Source organism: Sphingopyxis sp. GW821-FHT02C12, assembly GCF_059421785.1.
Map to the genome: position 1 here is coordinate 1,382,961 of NZ_JBWKVQ010000001.1, position 24,053 is coordinate 1,407,013.

Annotated in this window: 19 protein-coding genes; 12 read left to right on the forward strand and 7 right to left on the reverse strand. The window is 66.1% G+C overall.

Going from position 1 to position 24,053, the window contains the following annotated elements; genetic code table 11:
- Position 1 precedes the first annotated feature (1 nt).
- Positions 2–628, forward strand: a complete 627-nt coding sequence (locus AC07U1_RS06490) for a MarC family protein (protein ID WP_056342302.1) — start codon at positions 2–4, stop codon at positions 626–628.
- Positions 629–689: 61 nt separating this feature from the next.
- On the opposite strand, the gene AC07U1_RS06495 is transcribed toward AC07U1_RS06490, so the two are convergent.
- The gene (locus AC07U1_RS06495; RefSeq protein ID WP_495177089.1) at positions 690–1,379 is read right to left on the reverse strand and encodes a YiaD family glycine zipper/OmpA-like lipoprotein; all 690 of its coding nucleotides are present in this window, start codon (positions 1,377–1,379) and stop codon (positions 690–692) included.
- Between the two features lie 213 nt (positions 1,380–1,592).
- Between AC07U1_RS06495 and AC07U1_RS06500 the strand changes: the two genes are divergently transcribed.
- Positions 1,593–2,915 carry a hemolysin family protein gene (locus AC07U1_RS06500; protein WP_056342308.1) on the forward strand — a complete coding sequence of 441 codons (1,323 nt, stop codon included), beginning with the start codon at positions 1,593–1,595 and terminating at the stop codon, positions 2,913–2,915.
- 50 nt (positions 2,916–2,965) lie between these two features.
- Here the strand turns inward: AC07U1_RS06500 and AC07U1_RS06505 are convergent, their stop codons facing one another.
- Positions 2,966–3,376 (reverse strand): hypothetical protein, encoded by a 411-nt coding sequence (locus AC07U1_RS06505; protein ID WP_495177088.1) that lies wholly within the window; start codon positions 3,374–3,376, stop codon positions 2,966–2,968.
- Between the two features lie 214 nt (positions 3,377–3,590).
- Between AC07U1_RS06505 and AC07U1_RS06510 the strand changes: the two genes are divergently transcribed.
- Positions 3,591–4,355 carry a hypothetical protein gene (locus AC07U1_RS06510; RefSeq protein WP_187668988.1) on the forward strand — a complete coding sequence of 255 codons (765 nt, stop codon included), beginning with the start codon at positions 3,591–3,593 and terminating at the stop codon, positions 4,353–4,355.
- A gap of 99 nt (positions 4,356–4,454) precedes the next feature.
- Here AC07U1_RS06510 and AC07U1_RS06515 read toward each other — a convergent pair whose 3' ends face one another.
- Positions 4,455–5,126, reverse strand: coding sequence for a helix-hairpin-helix domain-containing protein (locus AC07U1_RS06515; RefSeq protein WP_495177087.1), 672 nt, complete (start codon positions 5,124–5,126; stop codon positions 4,455–4,457).
- Between the two features lie 59 nt (positions 5,127–5,185).
- Positions 5,186–6,463, reverse strand: coding sequence for a phosphoribosylamine--glycine ligase (gene purD, locus AC07U1_RS06520; protein ID WP_495177086.1), 1,278 nt, complete (start codon positions 6,461–6,463; stop codon positions 5,186–5,188).
- Here purD and xseA point away from each other — a divergent pair.
- The 4 genes from xseA (at position 6,462) to AC07U1_RS06540 (ending at position 12,555) form a co-directional block, all read left to right on the forward strand.
- Positions 6,462–7,892: an exodeoxyribonuclease VII large subunit gene (gene xseA, locus AC07U1_RS06525; protein WP_495177085.1), complete on the forward strand. Its 1,431-nt coding sequence runs from the start codon at positions 6,462–6,464 to the stop codon at positions 7,890–7,892. The genes purD and xseA overlap by 2 nt on opposite strands.
- A gap of 75 nt (positions 7,893–7,967) precedes the next feature.
- Positions 7,968–8,174 carry a DUF2093 domain-containing protein gene (locus AC07U1_RS06530; RefSeq protein WP_056342324.1) on the forward strand — a complete coding sequence of 69 codons (207 nt, stop codon included), beginning with the start codon at positions 7,968–7,970 and terminating at the stop codon, positions 8,172–8,174.
- Positions 8,171–9,106 (forward strand): M23 family metallopeptidase, encoded by a 936-nt coding sequence (locus AC07U1_RS06535; protein WP_495177084.1) that lies wholly within the window; start codon positions 8,171–8,173, stop codon positions 9,104–9,106. The genes AC07U1_RS06530 and AC07U1_RS06535 overlap by 4 nt, the downstream gene beginning before the upstream one ends.
- Positions 9,107–9,363: 257 nt before the next feature.
- Entirely contained in the window at positions 9,364–12,555 is a 3,192-nt protein-coding gene (locus tag AC07U1_RS06540; protein WP_495177083.1) for a TonB-dependent receptor domain-containing protein, read from the forward strand.
- A gap of 106 nt (positions 12,556–12,661) precedes the next feature.
- Here the strand turns inward: AC07U1_RS06540 and AC07U1_RS06545 are convergent, their stop codons facing one another.
- Positions 12,662–13,669 carry a hypothetical protein gene (locus AC07U1_RS06545; protein ID WP_495177082.1) on the reverse strand — a complete coding sequence of 336 codons (1,008 nt, stop codon included), beginning with the start codon at positions 13,667–13,669 and terminating at the stop codon, positions 12,662–12,664.
- 61 nt (positions 13,670–13,730) lie between these two features.
- Here AC07U1_RS06545 and AC07U1_RS06550 point away from each other — a divergent pair, with 61 nt between their 5' ends.
- From AC07U1_RS06550 to AC07U1_RS06570, 5 genes are all read left to right on the forward strand, one after another.
- On the forward strand, positions 13,731–14,915 hold the full coding sequence (locus AC07U1_RS06550; protein ID WP_495177081.1) for an aspartyl/asparaginyl beta-hydroxylase domain-containing protein: 1,185 nt from the start codon (positions 13,731–13,733) through the stop codon (positions 14,913–14,915).
- Positions 14,916–15,034: 119 nt separating this feature from the next.
- Entirely contained in the window at positions 15,035–15,355 is a 321-nt protein-coding gene (locus tag AC07U1_RS06555) for a hypothetical protein (protein WP_056342333.1), read from the forward strand.
- A 121-nt stretch (positions 15,356–15,476) separates the two neighbouring features.
- Positions 15,477–15,734 (forward strand): hypothetical protein, encoded by a 258-nt coding sequence (locus AC07U1_RS06560; protein ID WP_495177080.1) that lies wholly within the window; start codon positions 15,477–15,479, stop codon positions 15,732–15,734.
- 39 nt (positions 15,735–15,773) lie between these two features.
- On the forward strand, positions 15,774–16,088 hold the full coding sequence (locus tag AC07U1_RS06565) for a hypothetical protein (protein WP_495177079.1): 315 nt from the start codon (positions 15,774–15,776) through the stop codon (positions 16,086–16,088).
- 287 nt (positions 16,089–16,375) lie between these two features.
- Positions 16,376–19,423, forward strand: coding sequence for a TonB-dependent receptor domain-containing protein (locus tag AC07U1_RS06570; RefSeq protein WP_492737791.1), 3,048 nt, complete (start codon positions 16,376–16,378; stop codon positions 19,421–19,423).
- 51 nt (positions 19,424–19,474) lie between these two features.
- Here the strand turns inward: AC07U1_RS06570 and clpB are convergent, their stop codons facing one another.
- Positions 19,475–22,054: an ATP-dependent chaperone ClpB gene (clpB, locus tag AC07U1_RS06575; protein ID WP_492737789.1), complete on the reverse strand. Its 2,580-nt coding sequence runs from the start codon at positions 22,052–22,054 to the stop codon at positions 19,475–19,477.
- Between the two features lie 267 nt (positions 22,055–22,321).
- Complete coding sequence (locus tag AC07U1_RS06580; protein ID WP_492737787.1) at positions 22,322–23,902, reverse strand: leucyl aminopeptidase; 1,581 nt, start codon at positions 23,900–23,902, stop codon at positions 22,322–22,324.
- Positions 23,903–24,053 lie beyond the last annotated feature (151 nt).

The window sequence follows — 24,053 nt, forward strand, 5'->3', positions numbered from 1 at the left end:
GATGCTCGACCTCTTCATCTCGGCCTTCGTCACCCTGTTCGTGGTGATCGACCCGCCGGGGTGCGCGCCGATCTATGCCAGCCTGACGACGGGCGCGAACGCGGTGCAGCGGCGTTCGATGGCGATCCGCGCGACGATCATCGCGGGCGGGATCCTGGTCTTCTTCGCGATGTTCGGCGAGGCTTTGCTCAGCTTCCTGCACATCGACCTCGACAGTTTCCGCATCGCTGGCGGCCTGATGCTGTTCATCATCGCGATCGACATGGTGTTCGAAAAGCGCACCGAACGCCGCGAGCAGCGCGCCGAAAAGGTCAAGGCGACCCCCGAGGTCGAGGATGTGTCGGTGTTCCCGATGGCGATGCCGATGCTGGCGGGGCCGGGGTCGATTGCCTCGGTGATGCTGCTGGTGTCGCAGAACAATGGCCTCGACCGCGCCTTCGTGATCTTTGGCGCGCTGCTGCTCGTGCTGCTGCTGACGCTCGCCGCCCTGCTCGCGGCGGGGCCATTGATGCGGCTGATCGGCAACAAGGGCGAGGCGGTGATCACCCGCCTGCTCGGCGTGCTGCTCGCCGCGCTGGCGGCGCAATTCGTCATCGACGGGGTCAAGGCCAGCTTCAACCTGGGTTGAGCGACGGAAAAGGGCGCCGCCTTGTCGGCGACGCCCTCCTTCCATCCACTGGAATCGGTGTTTACCGCGCGCTGTTCACGTCGTTCTGGGTCACCGGCGCGATGCGGATTTCGACGCGGCGGTTGCACTGATAATCGGCCTCGCTGCGTTCGGGCGCGCATTTGAGCTGCGATTCGCCATAACCCATCGTCGCCATGCGGGCGCGCTGGATGCCGCGGCCGCCGAGATAGTCGGCGACCGACGAGGCGCGGCGTTCGGACAGGCCCTGGTTATAGCTGTCGCTGCCGGTCGAATCGGTGTGGCCATAGACGTCGATATAGGTGCTCGGATATTCGGCGAGGGTCGAGGCGACGCTGTCGAGGGCGCTGCGGAACTGCGATTTCACCAGCGCGCTGTTATAATCGAAGGTCACGTCGCCGGGCATGTTGAGCACCAGTTGGTCGCCCTGGCGCTCGACGTCGATGCCGGTGCCGGCGGTGCGTTCGCGCAGCTTCTTTTCCTGCTGGTCCATATAATAGCCGACGCCCGCGCCGGCGACCGCGCCGATCCCCGCGCCGACGATTTCCTCGGTGCGGCTGTGCTTGCCGCCGATCAGGTCGCCGAGCAGATAGCCGCCGAGCGCGCCGCCGACGCCGCCGATCGCGGCCTTCGAGATCTTCTTTTCGCCGGTCACCGGGTCGGTGACGCAGGCCGACAGGCCGATGGCGGCGATGCCCGCCAGTGCGGCCAGTTTGATGGTCTTGATATTCATGATGCGCTCCCTTTTATGCGCGGACGGCTGATCGCCGACGTTGCTGTCGCTGTGCCGATAACCTCCGGCCGCGCCTCTGGTTCCATTCATCGCCTGAACCCCCGCTGAGCCGGGCGCGGCGCGCCCATTGTGCAGCGCGGCACCTTTCGCCTATAGGGTGGCCATGACCGAAGCTGACAGGGGCCAGGCGCGACCGCGCCGGACACATAACTGATGACCCCTTTTCCCTGGTCGGACGTGGCGATCATCGCCTTGCTGATCCTTCTCAACGGCATTTTTGCGCTATCCGAACTCGCGATCGTCTCGGCGCGCGGCCCGCGTCTGCAGGCGGCGCAAAAGCGCGGCAGTCGCGGGGCGGCGGTGGCACGCCAACTCGCCGCCGATCCCGGACGCTTTCTGTCGACCGTCCAGGTCGGCATCACGCTGATCGGCATCCTCGCCGGCGCCTATTCGGGCGCCAGCCTCGGTGGGCCAGTCGGCGAACGGCTGCAGGCCTGGTTCGGGCTCGACGACGAAACCGCGCTGACCGCGGGTTTCGCGGTCGTCATCGCGGTCACCACCTATTTCTCGCTGATCGCGGGCGAACTGGTGCCCAAGCAGTTCGCGCTCCGCGCGCCCGAGCCGATCGCGATCTTCATGGCGCGGCCGATGCTGTGGCTGTCGAAAATTGCCGCGCCGCTCGTCTGGCTGCTCAACAACAGCTCGGGACTCGTTTTCCGCCTGCTCGGCCTCAGCCGCGAATCCGAAGACCGGGTGACCGCGGAGGAACTTCACCTGATCGTCGCCGAGGCGTCGAAATCGGGGGTGATCGAGGAAAGCGAACGCGCGATCATCTCGGGCGTCGTGCGCCTTGCCGACCGCCCGGTGCGTGAGGTGATGACCCCGCGAATCGACGTCGACTGGATCGATATCGCCTCGGACGCCGACGCGGTGCGCGCCAAGCTGCTCGAAAGCCCGCACACGCGGCTGCCGGTGGCGCGCGGGTCGGTCGACGACATCATCGGCGTCGTCCAGGCGCGCGACATCGCCGGCGCGCTGTTCCGCGGCGAGACGCTCGACCTCGAAAAGCTCACGCGCCGCGCGACGGTGATCCACGACCAGATCGACGCGATGGACGCGCTCGAAAACCTGCGCGCCGCCGAAGTGCCGGTGCTGCTCGTCCATGACGAATATGGCCATTTCGAAGGACTGGTGACCCCCGCCGACCTGCTCTCGGCGATCGCGGGCGAATTCGCGTCGGACCAGGATATCGGCAGCGAACCCTTCGTGGTCGAACGCGACGACGGCAGCCTGCTGATCGCGGGGTCGATGCCCGCCGACCAGATGGCCGAACGGTTGGGGATCGAACTCGGCGAGGACCGCGACTATGCGACCGCCGCCGGCCATGCGCTCGCGATATTGAAGCATCTGCCCAAGGAAGGCGAGACATTCACCGATCGCGGCTGGCGCTTCGAGATCGTCGACATGGACGGGCGCAAGATCGACAAGCTGCTCGTCAGCGAGATCGTCAAGCCGAAGGGCGACGAGGCGGAGTGAGGCGCGGCCGTTTCGGACCTTAAAGCGACAAAAGATACGGACACACGCCGTCATATTGTCTCCTTTGTCGCTTTAGCGGCATGCGGCGGCACGGTTTCGTCGCGGAGTGCGGCATGGACGACCGCCATGTCGGGGCCGCCGCTGACTTCGATCGCGCCGCCCTTCAAGACGCGGACGGTCGTCACGCCGTTGATCGCGCGGTCGATCGCGATGCTATATTGATAGGTGCGCCCCATCGATATCGCGCGATCCCAGGACGCCGCGAAAGACGCGCTGCCGGGCCGGTCGCGCAGGCGATAGGCTGAGGCACGGCCCATGCCGACGGCGCGCGCCGCCTTGCCCACCGACCCCATCGCCTCCAGCGCGCGAATGAAGCGCGCTTGCGTATCGGGCGTCCAGCCGTCGGCGCGATGGCGTTGTTGCGGCACCGGCACGAAGGCGAGGCAGCTGTCGGCTAGCAACAGGGTGGATGGCGGGGAAGGCGAGGGTTCCATCCACCAGTTTGGAACATAGCGAACTAATTTAGGAAAGGATTATTTTCGGCGGCGGCGAAGGGTCGGCTTTGGGGTGGGAAGCGGATGTCCGATCATCGGGACTTTGCTTTGCTAACAAGTGCATCCTTGCTGTTTCACGGCCACCAACCTAGCTTTCCAACCCGGCATCTATCGCGAGGTCATGCTCATGAAGCTACGCTGGTCTGCCTTTACCTTGGCGTTTATCTCTGGAGTCATCGCTGTGCCCGCTAGTGCCGACATGTCCGCGCTCTATGAAGTCCAATCGGAGGACGAGTTCGAGCAGAAGCTCGACATGGCCATGACAATTGAAATCAATGAAGCTGGCGATGCCCGGCTGCACATTTCCGGAAAGTCCGATTACTTCCTCATCCGTGACGGGGAGGTTTACGCGATCAGTCGCGGTATCGATGGGCCTTACGCCAAGAAGCTGAATGACCTTGAAGCAGTGATTGCGGATGCCGGGCAGGCTGGAGGGATATCGCTCGATTTGGTCGATCAGTTCACCAAGATCGATTTGGTTGAGAAGGGTGCGGTGAATGTCGGAAAGTGGAAGGGGCGCGGCTACGCCGAACGCGGTTCGAACAGGAAGGTTGGGCCAGTCGATCTGATCATCTCGGACGATGAGTATCTAAGCCCCATCGGCAGCGCTTTCGCCCGCTTGGTCAAAGGTCGCTTCGGAACGCTCAGAGCTTTGTCACTTACCAACCTTTTCGGGTTCGGTGTTTACGACCCGAAGGTGCGCGAACTTCTCGCGAGCGGCACTCCTCTCCGCCTCAAGGGGCTCGAGCTGTCAGAGGTGTCCGACGCAACCGTTGATCCGGAGAGGTTCGAGCTGCCTGCCCGAGTTCTAAGTCCCGACGAAATCCGCAGGCAACACGAGCCATTCGAGTGGGCTCCGACTTTTGACCGGCAACCGAGGGGCTGAAGCTACCGCGGCACGCTTGCATGCGACCGGGTAAGGATAATCGCTTCCTGGTAGGCTTGGTGCCGAGGTCGAACGTCCGCAATCGGTCGAAATCCGTCGTTACAGTTCGCCGCCCAGCGCGCCATATTTCGCCTCGAACCCGGCTTTGTCGCCGCGCGCCAGATAGCCCGCCTGGTCGACGAAATTGTCGCGCGCGATGCGGCCTTGGAAGGCGCCGAGCTGGGGGTCGATCGCGGCGATATCGGCGTCGGTCCAATCGGCGATCTGCTGGAAGCTGCTGACGCCGAGGCCGTTCAGCAGGCCGGCGAGTTTGGGGCCGAGTCCCTTGATCAGCTGGAGATTATCGGCCTTCGCGACAGCCGGAGCCGGAGCCGGAGCCGGAGCCGGAGCCGGTTCAGGGGCTGGAGCGGGGGCCGCTTCGGCGGTCGCCTCGACAGCCGGCGGCGGGGTTACCGGTTCGGCCGGTGCCGCCGGTGCTTCGGTCTCGGGTACCGGTTCGACGACCGGTTCGGGCGCAGGGGGCGGGGGAGGCGGAGGGGCTGCGACCGGGGGCGCGGGCACCGGCGCCGGTTCCTTCGGCTTGAAGCGTGCGGGCTCGGCGGCGACGATCTCGGGCTTCACCGCTTCGAGCGGCTTCTTCGGTTCGGCGGGCGGGGCAACGGTCGGCGCGACATCCTCGGCCTTTTTGCGGCCGAACAGGAACCATAGCAGCACGACCGCGACGACGAGTCCGACGACCGCGATGACATAATTTTCCTGAAGCCACACCATGATAGTCTCCCTGTGTTGCGGTCAGCCTATGCGCGCGCGTCCGCGCCGTCCAGCACCGCCTATTTCGCTTCGCGCGCGACTTCGCGCCAGCCGATGTCGCGGCGGCAGAAGCCGGTTGCGAAATCGAGCTTGTCGACGGCGGCATAGGCCCGCGCCTGCGCCTCGGTGACGGTGCGGCCGGTCGCGGTGACGCTCAGCACGCGCCCGCCCGCCGCGACGATGGTTTCGCCTTCGCGCGCGGTGCCGGCGTGGAAGACGCGCGTGCCGCCGCTTTCGGCGTCGGCGATGCCATGGATGACGCCGCCCTTTGCGGGGGTCGCCGGATAGCCGTTCGCCGCCATCACCACGGTCAGCGCATAGTCGCTCGTGAAAGCGGGCGGGGTCGCCCCGGCCAGCGCGGCGGTCGCGGCGGCATGGAGCAGCGCGGCGAGGTCGCCGGTGTAACGCATCATCAGCACCTGGCATTCGGGGTCGCCGAAACGCGCGTTATATTCGATCAGCCTCGGCCCCGTGTCGGTGAGCATCAGCCCCGCGAACAGCACCCCGATATAGGGCGTGCCCTCGGCGGCGAGCGTCGCCACGGTCGGGCGGATGATGCGGTCCATCACCGCCGCTTCGAGGTCGGGGGTGAGGACCGGTGCGGGGCTGTACGCGCCCATGCCGCCGGTGTTCGGACCGACGTCGCCGTCGCCGACGCGTTTGTGGTCCTGCGCGCTGCCGAACGCCATGACGTCGGTGCCGTCGGACAGCGCGAAAAAGCTTGCCTCCTCGCCGGTCATGAATTCCTCGATCACCACCTCGGCACCCGCGCCGCCGAAGGCGCCGTCGAACATGTCGTCGATGGCGGCGGCGGCGTCTTCGGCGGTCTCGGCGATGATCACGCCCTTGCCCGCGGCGAGGCCGTCGGCCTTGATCACGACCGGGATGTCGAAGCCTTCGAGCACCGCATGCGCTTCCTCGGCGCTGGTGCAGCGGGCATAAGCGGCGGTCGGGATCGACGCGCGGGCGCACAGGTCCTTGGTGAAGCCCTTGCTGCCTTCGAGCCGCGCCGCCGCGGCGCCGGGGCCGAAGGTCGCGATGCCAAGCGCGCGCAGCCGGTCGGCGAGGCCGGCGACGAGCGGCGCCTCGGGACCGACGACGACGAAGTCGATCGCGTGGGCGGTGCAGAAGGCGGTAAGACCATCGAGATCGTCGACGCCGATTGCGACGCATTCGGCATGGGCCTCGATCCCCGGGCTGCCGGGCGCGGCATAGAGCTTGGCGCACGACGGCGATTGTGCCAGTTGCCAGCTCAGCGCATGTTCGCGGCCACCCGAGCCGACCAGCAGGATATTCATGGCAGTCCCTTTTCCCGATCCGGCGTCCGAAACCGACCCCGCGGCGCGGCTGTTAGCCGAGGCGGCGCCCGGCGACAATGTGCCGCCGCTATCGGTCAGCCAATTGTCGGCGGCGATCAAGCGCACGGTCGAGGACGGCTTTGCGCGGGTTCGGGTCAGGGGCGAGCTGTCGGGTGCCAAGCGCGCGGCGTCGGGGCATTTTTATGCCGCGCTGAAAGACGATAATGCGCTGATCGACATGGTGATGTGGAAGGGGCAGGCGGCGCGCCTCGCCTTCCGGCCCGAGGACGGGATCGAGGTGATCGCGACCGGCAAGCTCACCACCTATCCGGGGCGCTCCAAATATCAGCTGGTGGTCGACACGCTCGAGGTCGCGGGCGAGGGCGCGCTGATGCTGCTCTTCGAGAAATTGAAGGCGCGGCTCGGCGAAGAGGGATTGTTCGACCAGGACAGCAAGCAGTCCCTGCCGCGCCTGCCGCGTGTAATCGGTGTGGTGACCTCGCCGACCGGCGCGGTGATCCGCGACATTCTCCACCGCCTCGCCGACCGGTTCCCGATGCATGTCATCGTCTGGCCGGTACTGGTGCAGGGCGACGGCGCCGCGGCGCAGGTCGCGAACGCCATCCGCGGCTTCGACGCGATCGCGCCCGGCGGGCCGGTGCCGCGCCCCGACCTCGTCATCGTCGCGCGCGGCGGCGGCTCGATCGAGGATCTGTGGGCGTTTAACGAGGAAGTCGTCGTGCGGGCGATCGCCGACTGCCGGATCCCGACGATCAGCGCCGTGGGGCACGAAACCGATACGACGCTTGCGGACTATGCCGCCGACCGCCGCGCGCCGACGCCGACGGCGGCCGCCGAGATGGCGGTGCCGGTGCGCGCCGAATTGCAGGAACTGCTGCTCCAGCGCGCGGGACGGATGATCGCGGCGGCGAACCGGCATCAGGCGCTGGCGGGCGAGCGGCTGACCGCGCTGGCGCGGCATTTGCCGCGCCGCGAGGCGCTCTATGCGCCGCAGCGCCAGCGGCTCGACGATTCGGGCGACCGGCTCGACCGCAGCCAGCGCCACCGGCTGGCGGTGATCGCCGAGCGGCTCGCGACGCGGTCGGGCGCGCTCCGGTCTTCGCTGCTGGCGCGGCGCTGGGACCGCGACCGGGCGCGGATCGAAGGACTGGGGCGATTGCTCGACAGCCTCGACCCGCGCGCGCTGCTGTCGCGCGGCTATGCGATGGTGCGCGATACCGGCGGCGCGATCGTCACGACCGCGGCGAAGGCCGAGCAGGCGGGGCATCTGCGGCTGCAGTTCGCCGACGGCGAATTGCCGGTGCAGGTGGCGGGCGGCGATGCCGCTCCGCCTCTTCCGGCCGCGGCCAAACCGGCGCGCAAGCCGTCGCCGGACGCGCCGAAACGGGGGCAGGGCGAGCTTTTCTGACGTCGCCGGGGCTGGCCGGGCACGCCGAAGCTGCTATGGTCGGCGCGAATATCGTCACCGAATGGACCCCCGACCATGTTGATCGCCAGCCGCAACCGCCTCGCCCGCCTGCAGTTCGGGCCCAACGGCTTTCGGATATTGTCGCCGGGCGATCATGTGCTGTGCGCGGTGACCGGGGTGCCGATCGGGCTCGACGAGCTGCGCTACTGGTCGGTCGCACGGCAGGAGCCCTATGCGAGCGCGGCGATTTCGGTGCAGGCGGCGCTCGAATCCAGGGCATGAGGCGCCACCGACGCTGGCGGCGCTATGGTGCCGCGCTGCCGCTGCTGATCGTTGCGGGAAGCTGCGTCCCCCCGGCCAGCGAGTCGGCTGCGCTGCCGCCGCCTCCGCCGCGGGTCGAGGCCGTCGCGCCGCCGCAGCCGGTGGTGGTCGGCCCGATCGCGCCGCTCCGCCGCGATTTCACGCTGCGGGGCACGGCCGAGCAGGGCGGCGCCATGGTCGGGCAGGCGCCGAGCGGAATCGCGGCGCTGACGCTCGACGGCAGGCCGGTTGCGACGACCGACGACGGCGCCTTCCTGATCGCCTTCGACCGCGATGCCGCTGCGACGGCGCGGCTCGTCGCGACCTTCGCCGACGGCCACACGATCGAACGCGGGCTAAGCGTCGCGCCCGGCAACTGGCGGATCGAGAATATCAACGCCCCCTATCGCGGCGGCGCGTCGAGCGACGCCGAGTTCGAGCGCCGCCGCCCCGCCGAACTGGCGCAGATCGCCGAGGCGCGCCGCGTCGATCACGCCTCGGACGGCTGGCGCCAGCGCTTCATCTGGCCGGTGACCGGACGGCGATCGGGCTTCTTCGGCTCGCAGCGCGTCTATCAGGGCAAGCCGGGCAGTTATCACAGCGGCGCCGATATCGCGGTGCCGGCGGGCACGCCGTTCGTCGCGCCCGCCGACGGGGTCGTCGTCCTCGCGGCGGGGTCGCCCTTCACGCTCGAGGGCAATCTGCTGATCGTCGATCACGGCATGGGGCTGAACAGCGCCTTTCTCCACTGTCAGCGGCTCGACGTGAAGGTCGGCGACCGCGTCGTCCAGGGGCAGCGGCTGGGCACGGTGGGGCAAACCGGCCGCGCGACGGGTCCGCATATGCACTGGGGCATGAAATGGCGCGATGCGCGCCTCGATCCGGGCAAGCTCGCGGGGCCGATGGGGAACTGAGGCCGCGGGCGATTTCGTAACCGGCGTAACTTTATGTCGCATAACATGCTGCGACGCATCATAGAATTTCGCGCGCCCTCGCACTTGTTGCAAATACGTCACAATGGCCGGTGAAACCGCCGGAAGCGCCGGAAATTCCCTTTACTCCACATGAATGAAGGATCATCCCGCACGCTATCGGGGCATCTGTGCGCTGGCGTTTTGCCGGCGCAATGGGGGTCCGGGTATCTTATCCATCAGTAGCAAGGGACTGCACTGTGAAGAAAACCCAATATTCCAAGCTGAAACTGGGCGCCGCACCGCTGGTGCTGAGCGTTGCGCTCGTTTCGGTTCCTGCCTTCGCGCAGGACGCAGAAGACGGTGCGGCGGCCGAAAAGGAAATCGTCGTCACCGGTTCGCTGATCCGCAACCCGAACCTCGAGCAGTCGACGCCGGTCAACGTGACCACGTCGGACACGATCGAGCTGAAGCAGTCGAACACCGCGGAAGAAGTTCTGCGCGAACTGCCGGGCGTCGTCGCCAACATCGGTTCGGCCGTCAACAACGGCAACGGCGGCGCTTCGTACGTCGATCTTCGTGGCCTCGGCTCGACCCGCAACATCGTGCTGCTGAACGGCAACCGCGTCGCGCCGTCGGACGTCAACGGCCGCGTCGACCTTAACAACATCCCGCTGGCCCTGATCGAGCGCGTCGACGCGCTGACCGGCGCCGCGGTGACCACCTATGGTGCCGACGCCATCACCGGCGTCGTCAACTTCATCACCAAGCGCGATTTCGCCGGTCTGGAAGTCACGGCTTCGGAGCAGATCACCGAGCAGGGTGACGGCAACGTCTTCCGCGTCGACGCCACCATCGGTGCGAACTTCGACGATGGCCGCGGCAACGCCGTGCTGAGCATCGGTTACCAGCAGGCCGACCCCGTCTATCAGGGCGCGCGTCCGTTCTCGGTCAACCAGGTCGACAGCTATACCGGCGGCACTGGCGGTTCGGGCACCTCGGTCCCGTCGCGCTTCTCGGGCACGCGTCCGTTGCTTGCGGGCGGCACGCCGAACATCACGCCTGAATCGGTCTTCGTCGGTCGCAACCCCGATGATACGCCGATCTATGCTGCCAATCCCGGCGGTGCAGCCAATGGCGGCGTCCGTCAGGTGAATGCCGCTGGCCAGGCCGTCGGCACGTTCCAGACCTTCAACTTCAACCCGTTCAACATCTTCCAGACGCCGTTCGAGCGCTTCAATATCTATGGCCAGGCCAATTATGAAGTGTCCGATGCGGTTGAGGTCTACACGCGCGGCATGTTCTCGAAGCAGACCGTTTCGACGATCATCGCGCCGTCGGGTTCGTTCGGCGGTTCGGTTCCGATCAACCTCAACAACCCGTTCCTGCCGGCATCGCTGCGGGCTCAGCTTTGCGCGTTTGACGTCAACAGCCGCCCCGACATCTATACGGCGCGTTTTTCGGTTGACGAATGTGCGGCCGCCGCAACGGCGACTGGTCGTTCGGACCCGAATTATCGTGAAATCGGTCTGAACAGTGTCCTCGTGCCGTTCGACGTCAACAACGACGGCGTTGTTAGCGACGGCGAAGGCTATCAGTCGAATCCGGCGGCAACGCTGAATCGCCGCACGCCGGAAGTCGGTCCGCGTATCAGCGACTATCAGACGACCTTCTTCGACTATCGCATCGGCGCCCGTGGCGGCATCACCGACACGCTCGACTGGAGCATCGAGGGTGCCTATGGCGAATCGGAAAATATCCAGACGATCCAGGGCTACACGCTGCAGTCGCGCTTCCGCGAAGCCGCACTGTCGAACGACGGCGTGACCTGCCAGAGCGGCAACGCGGCCTGCGTTCCCGTCAATCTGTTCGGCCCCGAAGGCTCGATCACGCCTGCGATGGCCGATTATCTCCAGGAAAACAGCACGTCGGTGAACCGCACGTCGCTGGCACAGGTCCGCGCGATCATCTCGGGCGACCTGGGCTTCGCTTCGCCGGGTGCCGTCCAGCCGATCGGCTTCGCGATCGGCGGTGAATATCGCAAGTACAAGGCGCAGCAGCAATCGGACCTTCTCGCCAAGACGGCGGGTGAACTCGGCGGCGCCGGCGGTGCGGCTCCCGACATCGACGGCGGCTATGACGTTTATGAGGCCTATGCCGAAATCGTCGCGCCGCTGATCGAGGACAAGCCTTTCTTCGAAAGCCTGACCCTCGAAGCCGGTATCCGTTATTCGGATTACAGCATCAACGGCGCCGGCGGGTACAACACCACCACCTGGAAAGCCGGCGGCAGCTGGGAACCGGGTGCGGGCGTCAAGTTCCGTGGTAACTACAGCCGCGCTGTGCGTGCGCCGAACATCGGCGAACTGTTCACGCCGACGAGCGTCGGTTTGACCAACCTCGGCATTGATCCGTGCGCTGGCACGGGTCCGACGTTGCCGGCGAACGCCAACCTGCGCGCTGTCTGTATCGCACAGGGCGCTCCGGCCGGCACGATCGGTTCGATCACCAACCCGACCGCAGCTCAGGCGAACATCACCACCGGTGGTAACCTGAACCTGCAGCCGGAAAAGGCCGATACCTGGACCTTGGGTGTGGTGTGGCAGCCCGACTTCCTGCCGCGTTTCAACATGTCGATCGACTACTACAACATCAAGATCAACGACGTGTTGGGCACGCCGCTGCCGGGTGACATCATCAGCGCCTGCTTCGATAACCTCACCGCGGGCAGCGCCACCGATCCGGCTTGTACGGCAATTCGCCGTAACCCGCTGACCGGTGGTCTCGACGGCGATCCGGCGACCACGCCGGGCCTGTTCGGTACGACCAACAACCTCGGTCGCCTGTACACCGACGGCGTCGACCTGCTGCTGAACTATAACGCCGATCTGGGCTTCGCCAGCCTCGACTGGTCGTTCGTCGGCAACTGGACGCGTCACTCGAAGTTCAAGGCCAATGCCGCTGATCCGGAAAGCTTGAACCGCGAATGCGTTGGCTACTACAGCGTGAACTGCTCGTTCACCGGTTCGATCCAGCCCGAGCTCCAGTTCTCGAACCGCTTCACGCTGGGCTTCGACAAGGTCGACCTTTCGTTGCTGTGGCGCTGGCAGGATAGCGTTTCGTTCGAGCCGGAGCAGTTGAAGGACGATCTCGACTTCGCGCTTAAAAATCCGGGCGACTGTCCGAATCCGGAAACGACCGACACCGGCGGTTGCATGGTCAATCCCGAGTTCCGCAAGATCAAGGCGAAGCATTATTTCGACCTGACCGCGCGGTTCAACGTCAGCGAAAACCTGACCTTCACGGCGACGGTGCAGAACATGCTCAACCAGAAGCCGCCGATCGTCGGCAACTCGCTGGGTTCGACCACGTACAACAGCGGCAACACCTATCCGTCGACCTACGACGCGCTGGGCCGCCGCTACGCGGTGTCGGCGAAGCTGAAGTTCTAGTCTTCTTCAGCCAAGCACAGGAATCGGGGGCGGACAGCAATGTCCGCCCCTTTTTCTTTGCCTGCGGTAATCCGCACGAACCGGTGGCTGAGGTGACGCCGTGGCGTCAGGCGATGGCGAGCCTGCGCGGCAAGGCCAGCGGGATGCCGGCCTGTTCGGCGACGACGGCCGCCCAGCCGGCGACCTGCTCGATCTCTTCGCCATAGGCGGCCTCCGCCGCCGCAAGGTCGCGTTGACGCTCGCCGGGCGCGAAGGGGGCGCCCGACTTGCTGTTGCGGGCAAGCGCGGGATGGACCGCGATGTGCGCCGGGTCCGCGGCGAGTCCGAAATGGCGCGCGGCGCCGAGCACCGCCGCGGCGGGGTCGGCGGTCAGCGTCTCGCTGTCGAGCGTCGCGATGCGATCGGGCGCCCATGCCGCGAGCGCGGCAAAGGCCTGTTGCTGGGCGAGCCAGCCGACCGCGGCGATTTGCAGGTCGGACTGGCGGAAATAGTCGCGCGGCTCGAACCCGAGTGCGACGAACCCGTCGGCGAGGTAATTTTCGAGCAGTTCGCGGCACCACAGCCGGCACCACATGCCCTTGCGTGCGACCGACAACAGAAAGGCGCGGAGCGGCGCGTGGAGCAGGATCGCGCGCGCCTGCGGGCGAAGCGTCAACGCGCCACGCGCCAGCGGATTGAAGATGTTCGATGGCTTCACCACCACCGCCTCTCCCGGACGGAAAGGGCGGCCGAGCATCGCCATCGCGTCGTCCATCACCCGGCCATGCTCTTGCGGCGCGGCGCCGCGCCGTCGCCAGCCGACCATGTCGTTGAGCAGGACCGGCTCGGAGAGGCCGGTCGCGACCCCCGGCTGGTCGAGCGCCTGGACGAGCATCGTCGAGGCGCAATAGGCCGAATGGAAAAGAAAATGCAGCGGCGCCGGGGCGTTCGCTGTCGCCGCGCGGCAGTCCTTCCGCGCCAGCACGACCGCCGCCGCGTCCTCGCCGAGGCAGGCATCGGTCAGGAAGGGAACGACCGCCCGCGCTTCGCGTCCGACGCGGCGAAAATGAAAGGTGTCGTGGCCGGGATCGTAGCGGTGCGCCAGCCATTCGGCATCGCCGATAATGGCGGTCACGGAAGGCGCGGCGGTCATCAATCGACCTTGCCGATTGCATCCGCCGATGGCAAGCATGGCCATGACCAGCTCTTCTCAGCCTGCATCGGCCGTCGAGGCCAACCGGTTGGGCATCGCGGCGCTTCAGGCGAGCGATCCCGCTGCCGCCGTGACCCATTTTTCCGCCGCCGCCGCCGCCGACCCGCAATCGGGCGCGCTGCAACGCAACCTCGCGTCGGCCTGGCGTGCGCTCGGCGACGACGGGCGCGAACTGGCGGCGCTCGATGCCGCGCTGGCGGTCGACCGGCGCGACCTGATGGCATGGGTTCGCAAGGCCGAGCGGCACGAGGCGCGCGGCGAACTTGGCGCGGCGCTCGGCGCGTGGAGCGCGGCGACCGCGCTCGGCGGCCAGCTCGATCCGATGCCGCCGCCGCTCGCACCGCTGCTGGCGCACGGCCAGGCCTTTATCGCGGGGGCGACCGACACGATGTTCGCTGCCGTCACCGGCGCGCTCGCGCCGATGCACGGCGACCTGTCCGAGACTGAGGCGCGCCGCAGCAATGCCTTTGTAACGAGTGCGCTCGGGCGGCGGCGCATCTATCGAAACGAATGCGCGGGGCTCTATTATCCGTTCCTGCCCGCCGACGAATTTTTCGACCGCGACCATTTTTCCTGGTTTGCGGACGTCGAGGCGCAGACCGATGCGATCCGTGCCGAACTCGCGGCGCTGCTCGACGATCCCGGCGATGCGCTGCGTCCCTATGTGCGGATGGAGGCGGGAACGCCGACATCGATCTGGTCGCCGCTCGACAACCGGCTCGATTGGGGGGCGTGCTTCCTGTGGGAATATGGCGAGCCGAATCCGGCGGTACTCGACCGCTGCCCGGCGACCGCGGCGGCGTTCGCCGCGGTACCGGGCGCGCATATTCCGGGCCGATCGCCGAGCGCCTTTTTTTCGCTGCTGAAACCCCACACACGAATCCCCGCGCACACCGGGGTGACCAACACCCGGGCGATCGTCCATTTGCCGCTCATGGTACCGCCGGGCTGCGGTTTCCGGGTCGGGGGCGAGACGCGGGCGTGGGAGGAGGGCAAGGCCTTCGCCTTCGACGACACGATCGAACATGAGGCGTGGAACGACAGCGACGATCTGCGCGCGGTGCTGATCTTCGACGTCTGGAACCCGCATCTGACCCCGCGCGAGCAGGAGCTTTTGACCCGCTATTTCGCCGCCGCGGACGCGACGGGCTTCGCCATTCCGCGCTGAACCGGCGCCCGCTCGCGGCCATGGTTTCGACTGGAGATTCCGCTTGGCGAAGGGGTGCACGCCGACATATGATATCGCCTGGATGCCGCCGGCCCGCCCGGCGGCGAGGAGGATATTCGATGCGTAAATATGTGACCCTGTTTGCCGCGTTGCTGGTTGCGGCTCCGGTCGCCCAGGCGGCCGAAGACGACCGCGCGCCGCCGACCAAGGCGCCCTCGGCGATGACGCCGACCGAGATCAAGGCGTATAACGAGGGGCTGGCGCAGACCCATCCCTATTATATCAAATGCCGCAAGACGCTCGAAATCGGTTCGCTCGTGAAGAAGAACCGGGTGTGCTACACCAACGAGAAGTGGAAGGAAGTGTCGGCGAAGGGCAACCAGGATGCGCGCGACACCGCCGAGGCGATGACGAGCAAGGCGGCGGGCGGTTCGAACTGACGCAGCCGATGGGGAGATGATGATGCGTGCGCGTCCCATATTATCCATATCGTTGATGCTGGCTGCCCCGGCTGCGGCATCGGCGAGCGACGACATGCCCCTCGCGCGGACCCCTTCGGAAATGACCGGGGCCGAAATCGATGCGCATAATGAAGGGCTGGCGTTTGCCGATCCCAATTATATCAAATGCCGCAAGATCGAGGAAATCGGCTCGCTGGTGAAGAAGTTGCGGGTGTGCAACACGAATGCACAGTGGCGACGGATCGTCGACAAGGGCAATCAGGATGCCCGCGATACGATGGAGACGCTCGCACGCGGCTGGACAAATCCGCAGGAACCCGCCGACCAGTTGGTCATCATTCCCAGACGCCCGCAATAGGCGCGGCGGACGAACCCCGTTGAAGGAAAGGCGGTCTCGATGTTGACGATATTGACAGCGCTTGCACTGGCTGTGTCGGCCGCGGCTCCCGATCCCGCTGCCGATCGCGCGCCGCCGACGCGGAAGCCGTCGGAGATGACGCCGACCGAGATCAAGGCGTATAACGTCGGACTCGCGCCGGCCCATCCCTATTTCATCAAATGCCGCAAGACGCTCGAGATCGGCTCACTGGTGAAGAAGAACCGCGTCTGCCACACCAATGAACAGTGGAAGGCGGTGTGGGCGAAGGAAAATCAGGATGCCCGCCAAACCGCCGAAGCGATGACGCGCGCACCGGTCAACCACAGCAACTAAATTATCGCGGCACGTAATGCACGGTCGATGCGCGCCACTATCCGCGCGTCTGACGACCGTTCGTCGAAGCCCCACGTCGCTTGGCCGGACCATGCTTGTTTTGGCACGTGGCCCCTGCATGTTGGTTTTGCACCGGGGATTCACCGAAATAACAGAAAATTAAGGATAATCCTTCAGTGCACGATGTGGGGTGGGTCGTGCCGGATGACGGAGCGCGCTGCCTGTTGGCGCGCGCCGCCCCCTGCCATGGCTCACCTTTTGTTGATGACAAAAAGGGAGTCCCATCCGTGAAAAATCTCGTCGTTCTGGCAAGCCTGCGCCGCGGTGCCGCGCCATTGGCCCTCGGCCTGGCGCTTTGTGCCGCCCCCGCCTTCGCGCAGGAAGCGCCCGCCGATGATGCCGTCGCCGACGCCGCGGCCGACGATGGCGAGGCCATCGTGGTCACCGGGTCGCGCATCGCGCGGCCCGAAGCCGATTCGCCCAATCCGGTCACTTCGATCAGCAGCGAGACGATCCAGCAATCAGGCCTTACCAACCTCACCGATCTGCTCGTCCAGAATCCGGCGCTGCTCGGATCGAGCACGACCGCCGATGCCGGCGGATCGACCGCGCTGTTCGGCGGGGTCGGGGTCAATTTGCTCAACCTGCGCAACCTCGGCACCGAACGCACGCTCGTGCTCGTCAACGGCCGCCGCCATATTTCGGGGATCACCGGCACCTCGTCGGTCGACATCAACACCATCCCCAACGCGCTGATCGACCGGATCGACGTGCTCACCGGCGGCGTGTCGGCGGTGTACGGCGCCGATGGCGTGTCGGGCGTCGTCAACTTCGTGCTCAAGCGCGATTTCGAGGGCATCGACGCGCGCTTCCAGACGGGCATTTCGTCACGCGGCGACGCGAACAACATCTATGGCGCGCTGACCGTGGGCACCAATTTCTCGGAAGATCGCGGCAATGTCGCGCTGTCCTACGAATATAACCGCGATTCGCGGGTGCCCGCCGATGCGCGCAAGACCGGGCGCAACCTCGGCCTGTTCAGCTTCCGCCGCAACCTCGCCGATTTCCCCGACGTCCCGAACATCGTCGACCGCATCCTTTACAACGACATCCGCTATGCCGACAGCGCGCCGGGCGGCGCGGTCGATGTCGATATCGACTTTTCGCCCGACTTCACCGGCGCGGGCAAGATTTACGACCTTGGAACCGCGATCCCCGGTTCGGGCGGCGTGGTGCAGGGCGGCGACAGCACCCCGATCGCGGGCTATCAGGGCGACCTCCAGCCCAAGACCGAGAAGCATAATATCAACCTGCTCGGCAGCTACGAGTTCAGCGACGCGCTGCGCTTCTTCGTCGAGGGCAAGTACGTCAAAACGAAGAACTTCTCCTTCGCGCAGCCGTCGTTCGACTTCTTCACGACGGTGCAGGCCGACAACCCGTTCATTCCCGCTGCGATCCGGAACGCGATCGTGCCCGATGCGCTGTCGCTCGGAATCTTCGGCGAAGCTGGCTTCCTTCCCGATGGCGTTCTTGTCAGTCGCGACAATTTCGACCTCGGGGTGCGCGGCGAATATGCCGAGCGCGACACCTATCGCGGGGTGCTCGGCTTCGACGGCCGGCTCACCGACAATCTCACCTATGAGGTGAGCTATGTCTACGGCCAGACCAAGACGCAGTTCCTGAGCACCAATTACCGCCTGCGCGACCGATATTTCGCGGCGCTCGATGCGGTCGACCAGGGCGCGTTCACGACCGGAACGCCGAACGGCAATATCGTCTGCCGCTCGACACTCGATCCGACCGCGCCGCTGAACGACCCCAATGGGATCATCATCGGCGCCAACACGACGCCGATCACCTTCACCCCCGGCGCGAACAGCGGCTGCGTGCCGCTGAACATCTTCGGCGAAGGTTCGCCGAGCAAGGCGGCGCTCGACTGGATCAACGTCGACCTCGCCAACCGCGTCAAAGTACAGCAGCATGTGGTCAGCGCCTCGGTATCGGGCGACACCGGTGCGGTGTTCGAACTGCCTGGCGGCCCGATCGGCTTTGCATTGGGCGCCGAATATCGGAAGGAAAAGTCGAACTTCGTCCCCGACGCTTTCCTCGTCCAGGATGCGCTCGCCGATCTGGCGGCGCAATTCCCCGAAAGCGGGAGCTTCGACGTTAAGGAAGCCTTTGCCGAAATCAATATCCCAGTGCTGCGCGGCATGCCGTTCGCCGATATCCTGCAGTTCGGTGCGGCGATCCGTGTGTCGGATTATTCGACGATCGGCAGCACGACGACGTGGAAGGTCGACGGCACCTGGGGACCGGTGCGCGACATCCGCTTCCGTGGCACCTATTCGGAGGCCGTGCGCGCGCCGAACCTGACCGAATTGTTCGCGCCGCAGAACGGGACCTTCTCGTTCATCGACGATCCGTGCGATCCGACCAACCTCGCCGAAGGCACGTCGTTCCGCGTCGCCAACTGCAACGCGACGCTGACCGCGCTCGGCATCGATCCCGCGACCTTCAATCCTACGAACGATCCGCAGGCGACGGCGTCGCTGCCGGGCCGGACGATCGGCACGCCCTTCCTCAACGAGGAAACGGCGAAGACCTGGACCGCGGGGGTGGTGCTGCGGCCGACCTTCATTCCGGGGCTGGTCGCGACCTTCGACTGGTATGACATCAAGATCGCCAATGCGATCACGACGGCGACCGCGCAGGACCTCACCAACGCCTGCGTCGATCAGCCAACGCTCGACAACCAGTTCTGCGACCTGATCACCCGCGATCCGTCGACCGGGTTCGTTTCGGACTATCTGCTGCGGCCGCTCAACGTGTCGCAGTTCGCGACGTCGGGCGCCGACTTCACGATCAACTATGCCTTCCGGCCGAGCGACAGCCTTGGCCAGTTCAATCTGCGGCTCGCGGGCGGCTATCTCGATAGCCTGACCTTCATCTCGACCCCGGGGGCCGAGGTCGACAACGACCGGACCGAGGCGTTCGCGCCGAAATGGAACGGCACGCTCGACATCACCTGGGTGAAGGACAATTGGTCGCTGAACTATGGCGTCAACTATTTCAGCAAGACGCGGCGCTTCACCACCGAGCAGATCGAGGCGAACCCCGATCTCGTCGATCCGAAATACATCTTCTATCGCGAGAAATGGGAACATGACGTCCAGCTCGGCTTCAAGACCGACGACGAGCGTTTCCAATTCTATGCCGGCGTGAACAATATCTTCGGTCGCGATCCCGATGTCGGCGAGCTCAACTATCCGTCGAGCTTCCGCGGGCGTTACGTCTATGCGGGGGTGAAGGTGAACCTTGCGAGCCTCGGCCTCTAGGGCCGGTCTCGGATCAAAAGAAAAGGGCGGCATTTCTGCCGCCCTTTTTTGTTACGCTGCGGTCAGCTTGAGAGCGCCGTCGCCTTCGTCGACTTTGATCGTCGAGCCGTCCTTGACCTCGCCCTTCAGGATCAGGTCGGCGAGCGGGTCCTGCAGATATTTCTGCACCGCACGCTTGAGCGGCCTTGCGCCATAGACGGGGTCGTAGCCGACTCGGCCGAGCCAGGCGCGCGCGGCGTCGCTGAGGTCGAGCGTCACCTTGCGATCATTGAGCAGCTTCTGGACGCGCGCGACCTGGATGTCGACGATGCCGCCCATATGCTGCTGCGCGAGGCGGTTGAAGAGCACGATCTCGTCGAGCCGGTTCAGGAACTCGGGCCGGAAATGCGCACGCACGACCTCCATCACCGCGGGTTCGGCCTGTTCGATCGGCGCGTCGTCGGGGAGCGCCGCGATCGCCTGGCTGCCTAGGTTCGAGGTCAGGATGATGAGCGTATTGGTGAAATCGACCGTGCGGCCCTGCCCGTCGGTGAGGCGCCCGTCATCGAGCACCTGGAGCAGGATGTTGAACACGTCGGGGTGCGCTTTCTCCACCTCGTCGAACAGCACGACCTGATAGGGCCGGCGGCGCACGGCTTCGGTGAGCGTGCCGCCCTCTTCATAACCGACATAGCCCGGCGGCGCGCCGACGAGCCGCGCGACGCTGTGCTTCTCCATGAATTCGGACATGTCGATGCGGACCATCGCATTGTCGTCGTCGAACAGGAAGCGCGCGAGCGCCTTGGTGAGCTCGGTCTTGCCGACGCCCGTCGGGCCGAGGAAGAGGAAGCTGCCGAGCGGGCGGTTGGGATCCTGAAGCCCCGCACGCGCGCGGCGCACCGCGGTCGAGACGGCGCGCACCGCATCGTCCTGGCCGATCACGCGCTTTTCGAGTGTCGATTCCATCGCGAGCAATTTCTCGCGCTCGCCTTCCATCATCCGGTCGACGGGGATGCCGGTCCATTTGCTGACCACCGCGGCGATATCGTCGGCGGTGACTTCCTCGCGCAGCATCGCATTGCCCGCCGCGGCCTGCGCCGCTTCGAGCTGCTTCTCGAGGCCTGGGATGGTGCCGTAGCTGAGCTCGCCCGCCTTCGCGAGGTCGCCCGCGCGCTGCGCCTGGTCGAGCGCCGAACGCGCGGCGTCGAGCTCTTCCTTGATCTTGGCCTCGGCGTGGATCTTGTCCTTTTCGGCGTGCCACTTCTGGGTGATCTCGGCCGACTGCTGCTCGAGATTGGCGAGTTCGGACTGCAAAGTCGTGAGCCGGTCCTTCGACGCGGCGTCGCTTTCCTTGCCGAGCGCCGATTCCTCGATCTTCATCTGGATGATGCGGCGATCGAGGTTTTCGATCTCCTCGGGCTTCGATTCGACCTCCATGCGGATACGGCTCGCCGCCTCGTCCATCAGGTCGATCGCCTTGTCGGGCAGGAAGCGGTCGGAGATATAGCGGTTCGACAGCGTCGCGGCGGCAACGATCGCGCCGTCGGTGATCCGCACGCCATGGTGCAGCTCGTACTTCTCTTTGATGCCGCGCAGGATCGAGATCGAATCCTCGACCGTCGGCTCGCCGACGAAGACCGGCTGGAAGCGCCGCTGGAGCGCGGGGTCCTTTTCGACATGCTTGCGATATTCGTCGAGCGTCGTCGCGCCGATGCAGTGGAGTTCGCCCCGCGCGAGCGCGGGCTTCAGGAGGTTCGAGGCGTCCATCGCACCCTCGCCCTTGCCCGCGCCGACCAGCGTGTGCATCTCGTCGATGAAGAGGATGATCTCGCCCTCGGCGGCCTTGACGTCGTCGAGCACGCCCTTGAGGCGCTCCTCGAACTCGCCGCGATATTTGGCGCCGGCGATCAGCGCGCCCATGTCGAGCGACAGCAGGCGGCGGTCCTTCAAACTGTCGGGCACGTCGCCGTTTACGATGCGCAGCGCGAGGCCTTCGGCGATCGCGGTCTTGCCTACCCCGGCTTCGCCGATCAGCACCGGGTTGTTCTTGGTCCGGCGCGCGAGAATCTGGATCGTGCGGCGGATCTCCTCGTCGCGGCCGATGACCGGATCGAGCTTGCCCTCGCGCGCGACTTCGGTGAGGTCGCGGGCGAATTTCTTGAGCGCTTCGTAGCGGTCTTCGCTGCTCGCCGTGTCGGCGGTGCGCCCGCCGCGCAGGTCATTGATCGCGGCGTTGAGCGCGTCCGCCTTCACGCCCGCGTCGGCGAAGGCTTTGGCGACCGGCGTGCCCGCCGCCAGTACCATCGCGAGCAGCAGCCGCTCGACGGTGACGAAGCCGTCGCCGGCCTTGGTTGCGACCTGCTCGGCCTGGTCGAGCAGGCGCACGGCATCATTGTCGAGGCCCGGGGTCGCCTGCGCGCCCGACCCCGACACCGCGGGCACCTTGGCGAGCAGCGCGTCCACGCCCTGTACGGCGCGCGCGGCATCGCCGCCGCTCTTGGCGATCAGCCCGGCGGCCATGCCCTGATTGTCTTCGAGCAGTGCTTTCGCGACATGCTCGGGCGAAATCCGCTGGTGGTTCATGCGGATCGCGATCGTCTGCGCCGCCTGCAAAAAGCCCTTGGCGCGGTCGGTAAATTTTTCGAGGTTCATTCAGAAATCCCCTTTCTCGTCGCCAGAGATAGTGTTGCTATTTGGCAACACAAGGGGCGATCACCCGGTTCGCGCCGCCCTGAAAAGGGTTCACGCGGAGGCGCGGAGACGCGGAGAAGAAAAGAGAGAAGATTCGCGCAGAGGCGCAGAGGACGCAGAGGAGAGAGAAATAGGGGCGCCGCCGCTGTCATTCTCATTTTCTCTCCGCGTCTCCGCGTCTCCGCGTGAACCATATTCTCTGCGCTTTCTGCGGCTCTGTGCGAATCCTTACTGCCCTTCGCGCGCGAGCTGGTCGAGCAAGCGCACGCCGAAGCCGGACATGCCCTTGGGCACCAGCGGCGAGGCGCTGTCGGCCTGGTTCACGCCCGCGATGTCGAGATGCGCCCAAGGCGTCGTCTCGGCGACGAAATAACCGATGAAATGCGCGCCGATGCTGGCGCCCGGGCCCGCGCCGGGCGCGATGTTGCGTACGTCGGCGATGTCCGATTCGATCTTCTTCGCGTAATTTTTGTGGAGCGGCATGCGCCAGAGTTCTTCGCCGCTCGCGCTGCCCGCCGTAAGCAGTTGCGCGGCGAGCGTCTCGTCGCGCGCGAACAGCCCGGCATATTGGTTGTCGAGCGCGCCTACGATCGATCCGGTCAGCGTCGCGATATTGACGATCGCGCGCGGCTTGTACTTGTCGGCGACATATTCATTGGCGTCGGCGAGCACGAGCCGCCCTTCGGCATCGGCGTTGAGCATCTCGATCGTCTTGCCCGACATGGTGCGCACGACGTCGCCGGGGCGCTGGGCGTTGCCGTCGGGCATATTCTCGGCGAGCGCCGCGACCGCGACGACATGCACCGGCGCCTTCGATTTGGCGAGCGACAGCACGGCGCCCATCGTCGATGCGGCGCCCGACATGTCGCCCTTCATGTCCCACATGCCGCTGCCCGGTTTCAGCGAAATGCCGCCCGAATCGAAGGTGATGCCCTTGCCGACGAAAGCGAGCGGCGCGGCGTCGCTGCTGCCGCCGCGATAGCGCACCGCGAGCAGGCGCGAGCCGCGCGGGCTGCCCTGACCGACGCCGACGAGCGTCCCCATGCCGAGTTTGCGCATCGCCGCCTCGTCGAGCACCTCGACCGTAATCCCGGGGACGCCGGCAAAGGCCTGGCGCACTTCGGCGATGAAGCTTTCGGGATAGACGACATTGGCGGGCTCGTTGGCGAGGTCGCGCGACAGGCGGACGCCGTCGGCGAGCGGCCGCCAGCGCGCGGCGAAGGCCGATCCGGCGGCGGCGCTGTCGCCGCCGACGATCGTTACGGTGTCGGCGGGGGGCGTTTTGCGGTCGACGGTCTTGTAGCGGTCGAAGCGGTACTGGCCGAGCGCAAAGCCATAGCCCGCCTCGGCGCCCTGCGCCCCGGTGAACGCGCCGGTCAGCGTCACCGGCTGCGCGTCGGACTTGAGTTCCTGCGCCGCTTTGCCGCTCGCCTCGGCGAGCGCGAGCATCGTCGGCGCGGTGCCGGTGCCGACGAGCAGGATGCGGCTGTGCGCGCCGATCCCGCGCAGCGACAGCGTGGCGTTGGCTTTGCCGTCGAACTTCGCATTGGCGATCGCGGATTCGATCGCGGCGCGTTCGCCCGCGCCGACGCCGACCGCGTCGAGCGCTGGCAGGGTCGCGTCGGCCATCAGCACCACCAGTACGCCCTTGGCGGGCGCGCTCGCGGCGAAGCCGATCGGGCGCTCGGCGCTGTTGGCGACACTGCCGGGGACGACGCCCGAGCCGGTCACGTCCTGCGCCAAGGCGGCGGGGGCCGTCAAAGGCGCGAGCGAGAGGCAGGCGGCGAGCAGCAGGCTTTTGGTACGCATCAAACGGAAACTCCCTGTTATTCCATCACTATCGGTCCGTTTCTTGACCTAGCACGCGCGGCCCGACCTGCAATTGCCTCTCGACGAACGACAGACGCTTGCCATCGAACCTGCACGCGGTCAGACAGTCGCGTTCGTGAGCCGACGCAAA

What these genes read in the sequence shown, in the direction of transcription:
- AC07U1_RS06565 (WP_495177079.1), top strand. Translation starts at nt 15,774, where the DNA reads ATGTTGACGATATTGACAGCGCTTGCACTGGCTGTGTCGGCCGCGGCT.
- AC07U1_RS06510 (WP_187668988.1), top strand. Translation starts at nt 3,591, where the DNA reads ATGCTCATGAAGCTACGCTGGTCTGCCTTTACCTTGGCGTTTATCTCT.
- AC07U1_RS06495 (WP_495177089.1), bottom strand. Translation starts at nt 1,379, where the DNA reads ATGAATATCAAGACCATCAAACTGGCCGCACTGGCGGGCATCGCCGCC.
- AC07U1_RS06550 (WP_495177081.1), top strand. Translation starts at nt 13,731, where the DNA reads ATGACCAGCTCTTCTCAGCCTGCATCGGCCGTCGAGGCCAACCGGTTG.
- clpB (WP_492737789.1), bottom strand. Translation starts at nt 22,054, where the DNA reads ATGAACCTCGAAAAATTTACCGACCGCGCCAAGGGCTTTTTGCAGGCG.
- AC07U1_RS06560 (WP_495177080.1), top strand. Translation starts at nt 15,477, where the DNA reads ATGACCGGGGCCGAAATCGATGCGCATAATGAAGGGCTGGCGTTTGCC.
- AC07U1_RS06535 (WP_495177084.1), top strand. Translation starts at nt 8,171, where the DNA reads ATGAGGCGCCACCGACGCTGGCGGCGCTATGGTGCCGCGCTGCCGCTG.
- purD (WP_495177086.1), bottom strand. Translation starts at nt 6,463, where the DNA reads ATGAATATCCTGCTGGTCGGCTCGGGTGGCCGCGAACATGCGCTGAGC.
- AC07U1_RS06580 (WP_492737787.1), bottom strand. Translation starts at nt 23,902, where the DNA reads ATGCGTACCAAAAGCCTGCTGCTCGCCGCCTGCCTCTCGCTCGCGCCT.
- xseA (WP_495177085.1), top strand. Translation starts at nt 6,462, where the DNA reads ATGGCAGTCCCTTTTCCCGATCCGGCGTCCGAAACCGACCCCGCGGCG.
- AC07U1_RS06515 (WP_495177087.1), bottom strand. Translation starts at nt 5,126, where the DNA reads ATGGTGTGGCTTCAGGAAAATTATGTCATCGCGGTCGTCGGACTCGTC.
- AC07U1_RS06500 (WP_056342308.1), top strand. Translation starts at nt 1,593, where the DNA reads ATGACCCCTTTTCCCTGGTCGGACGTGGCGATCATCGCCTTGCTGATC.
- AC07U1_RS06530 (WP_056342324.1), top strand. Translation starts at nt 7,968, where the DNA reads ATGTTGATCGCCAGCCGCAACCGCCTCGCCCGCCTGCAGTTCGGGCCC.
- AC07U1_RS06555 (WP_056342333.1), top strand. Translation starts at nt 15,035, where the DNA reads ATGCGTAAATATGTGACCCTGTTTGCCGCGTTGCTGGTTGCGGCTCCG.
- AC07U1_RS06490 (WP_056342302.1), top strand. Translation starts at nt 2, where the DNA reads ATGCTCGACCTCTTCATCTCGGCCTTCGTCACCCTGTTCGTGGTGATC.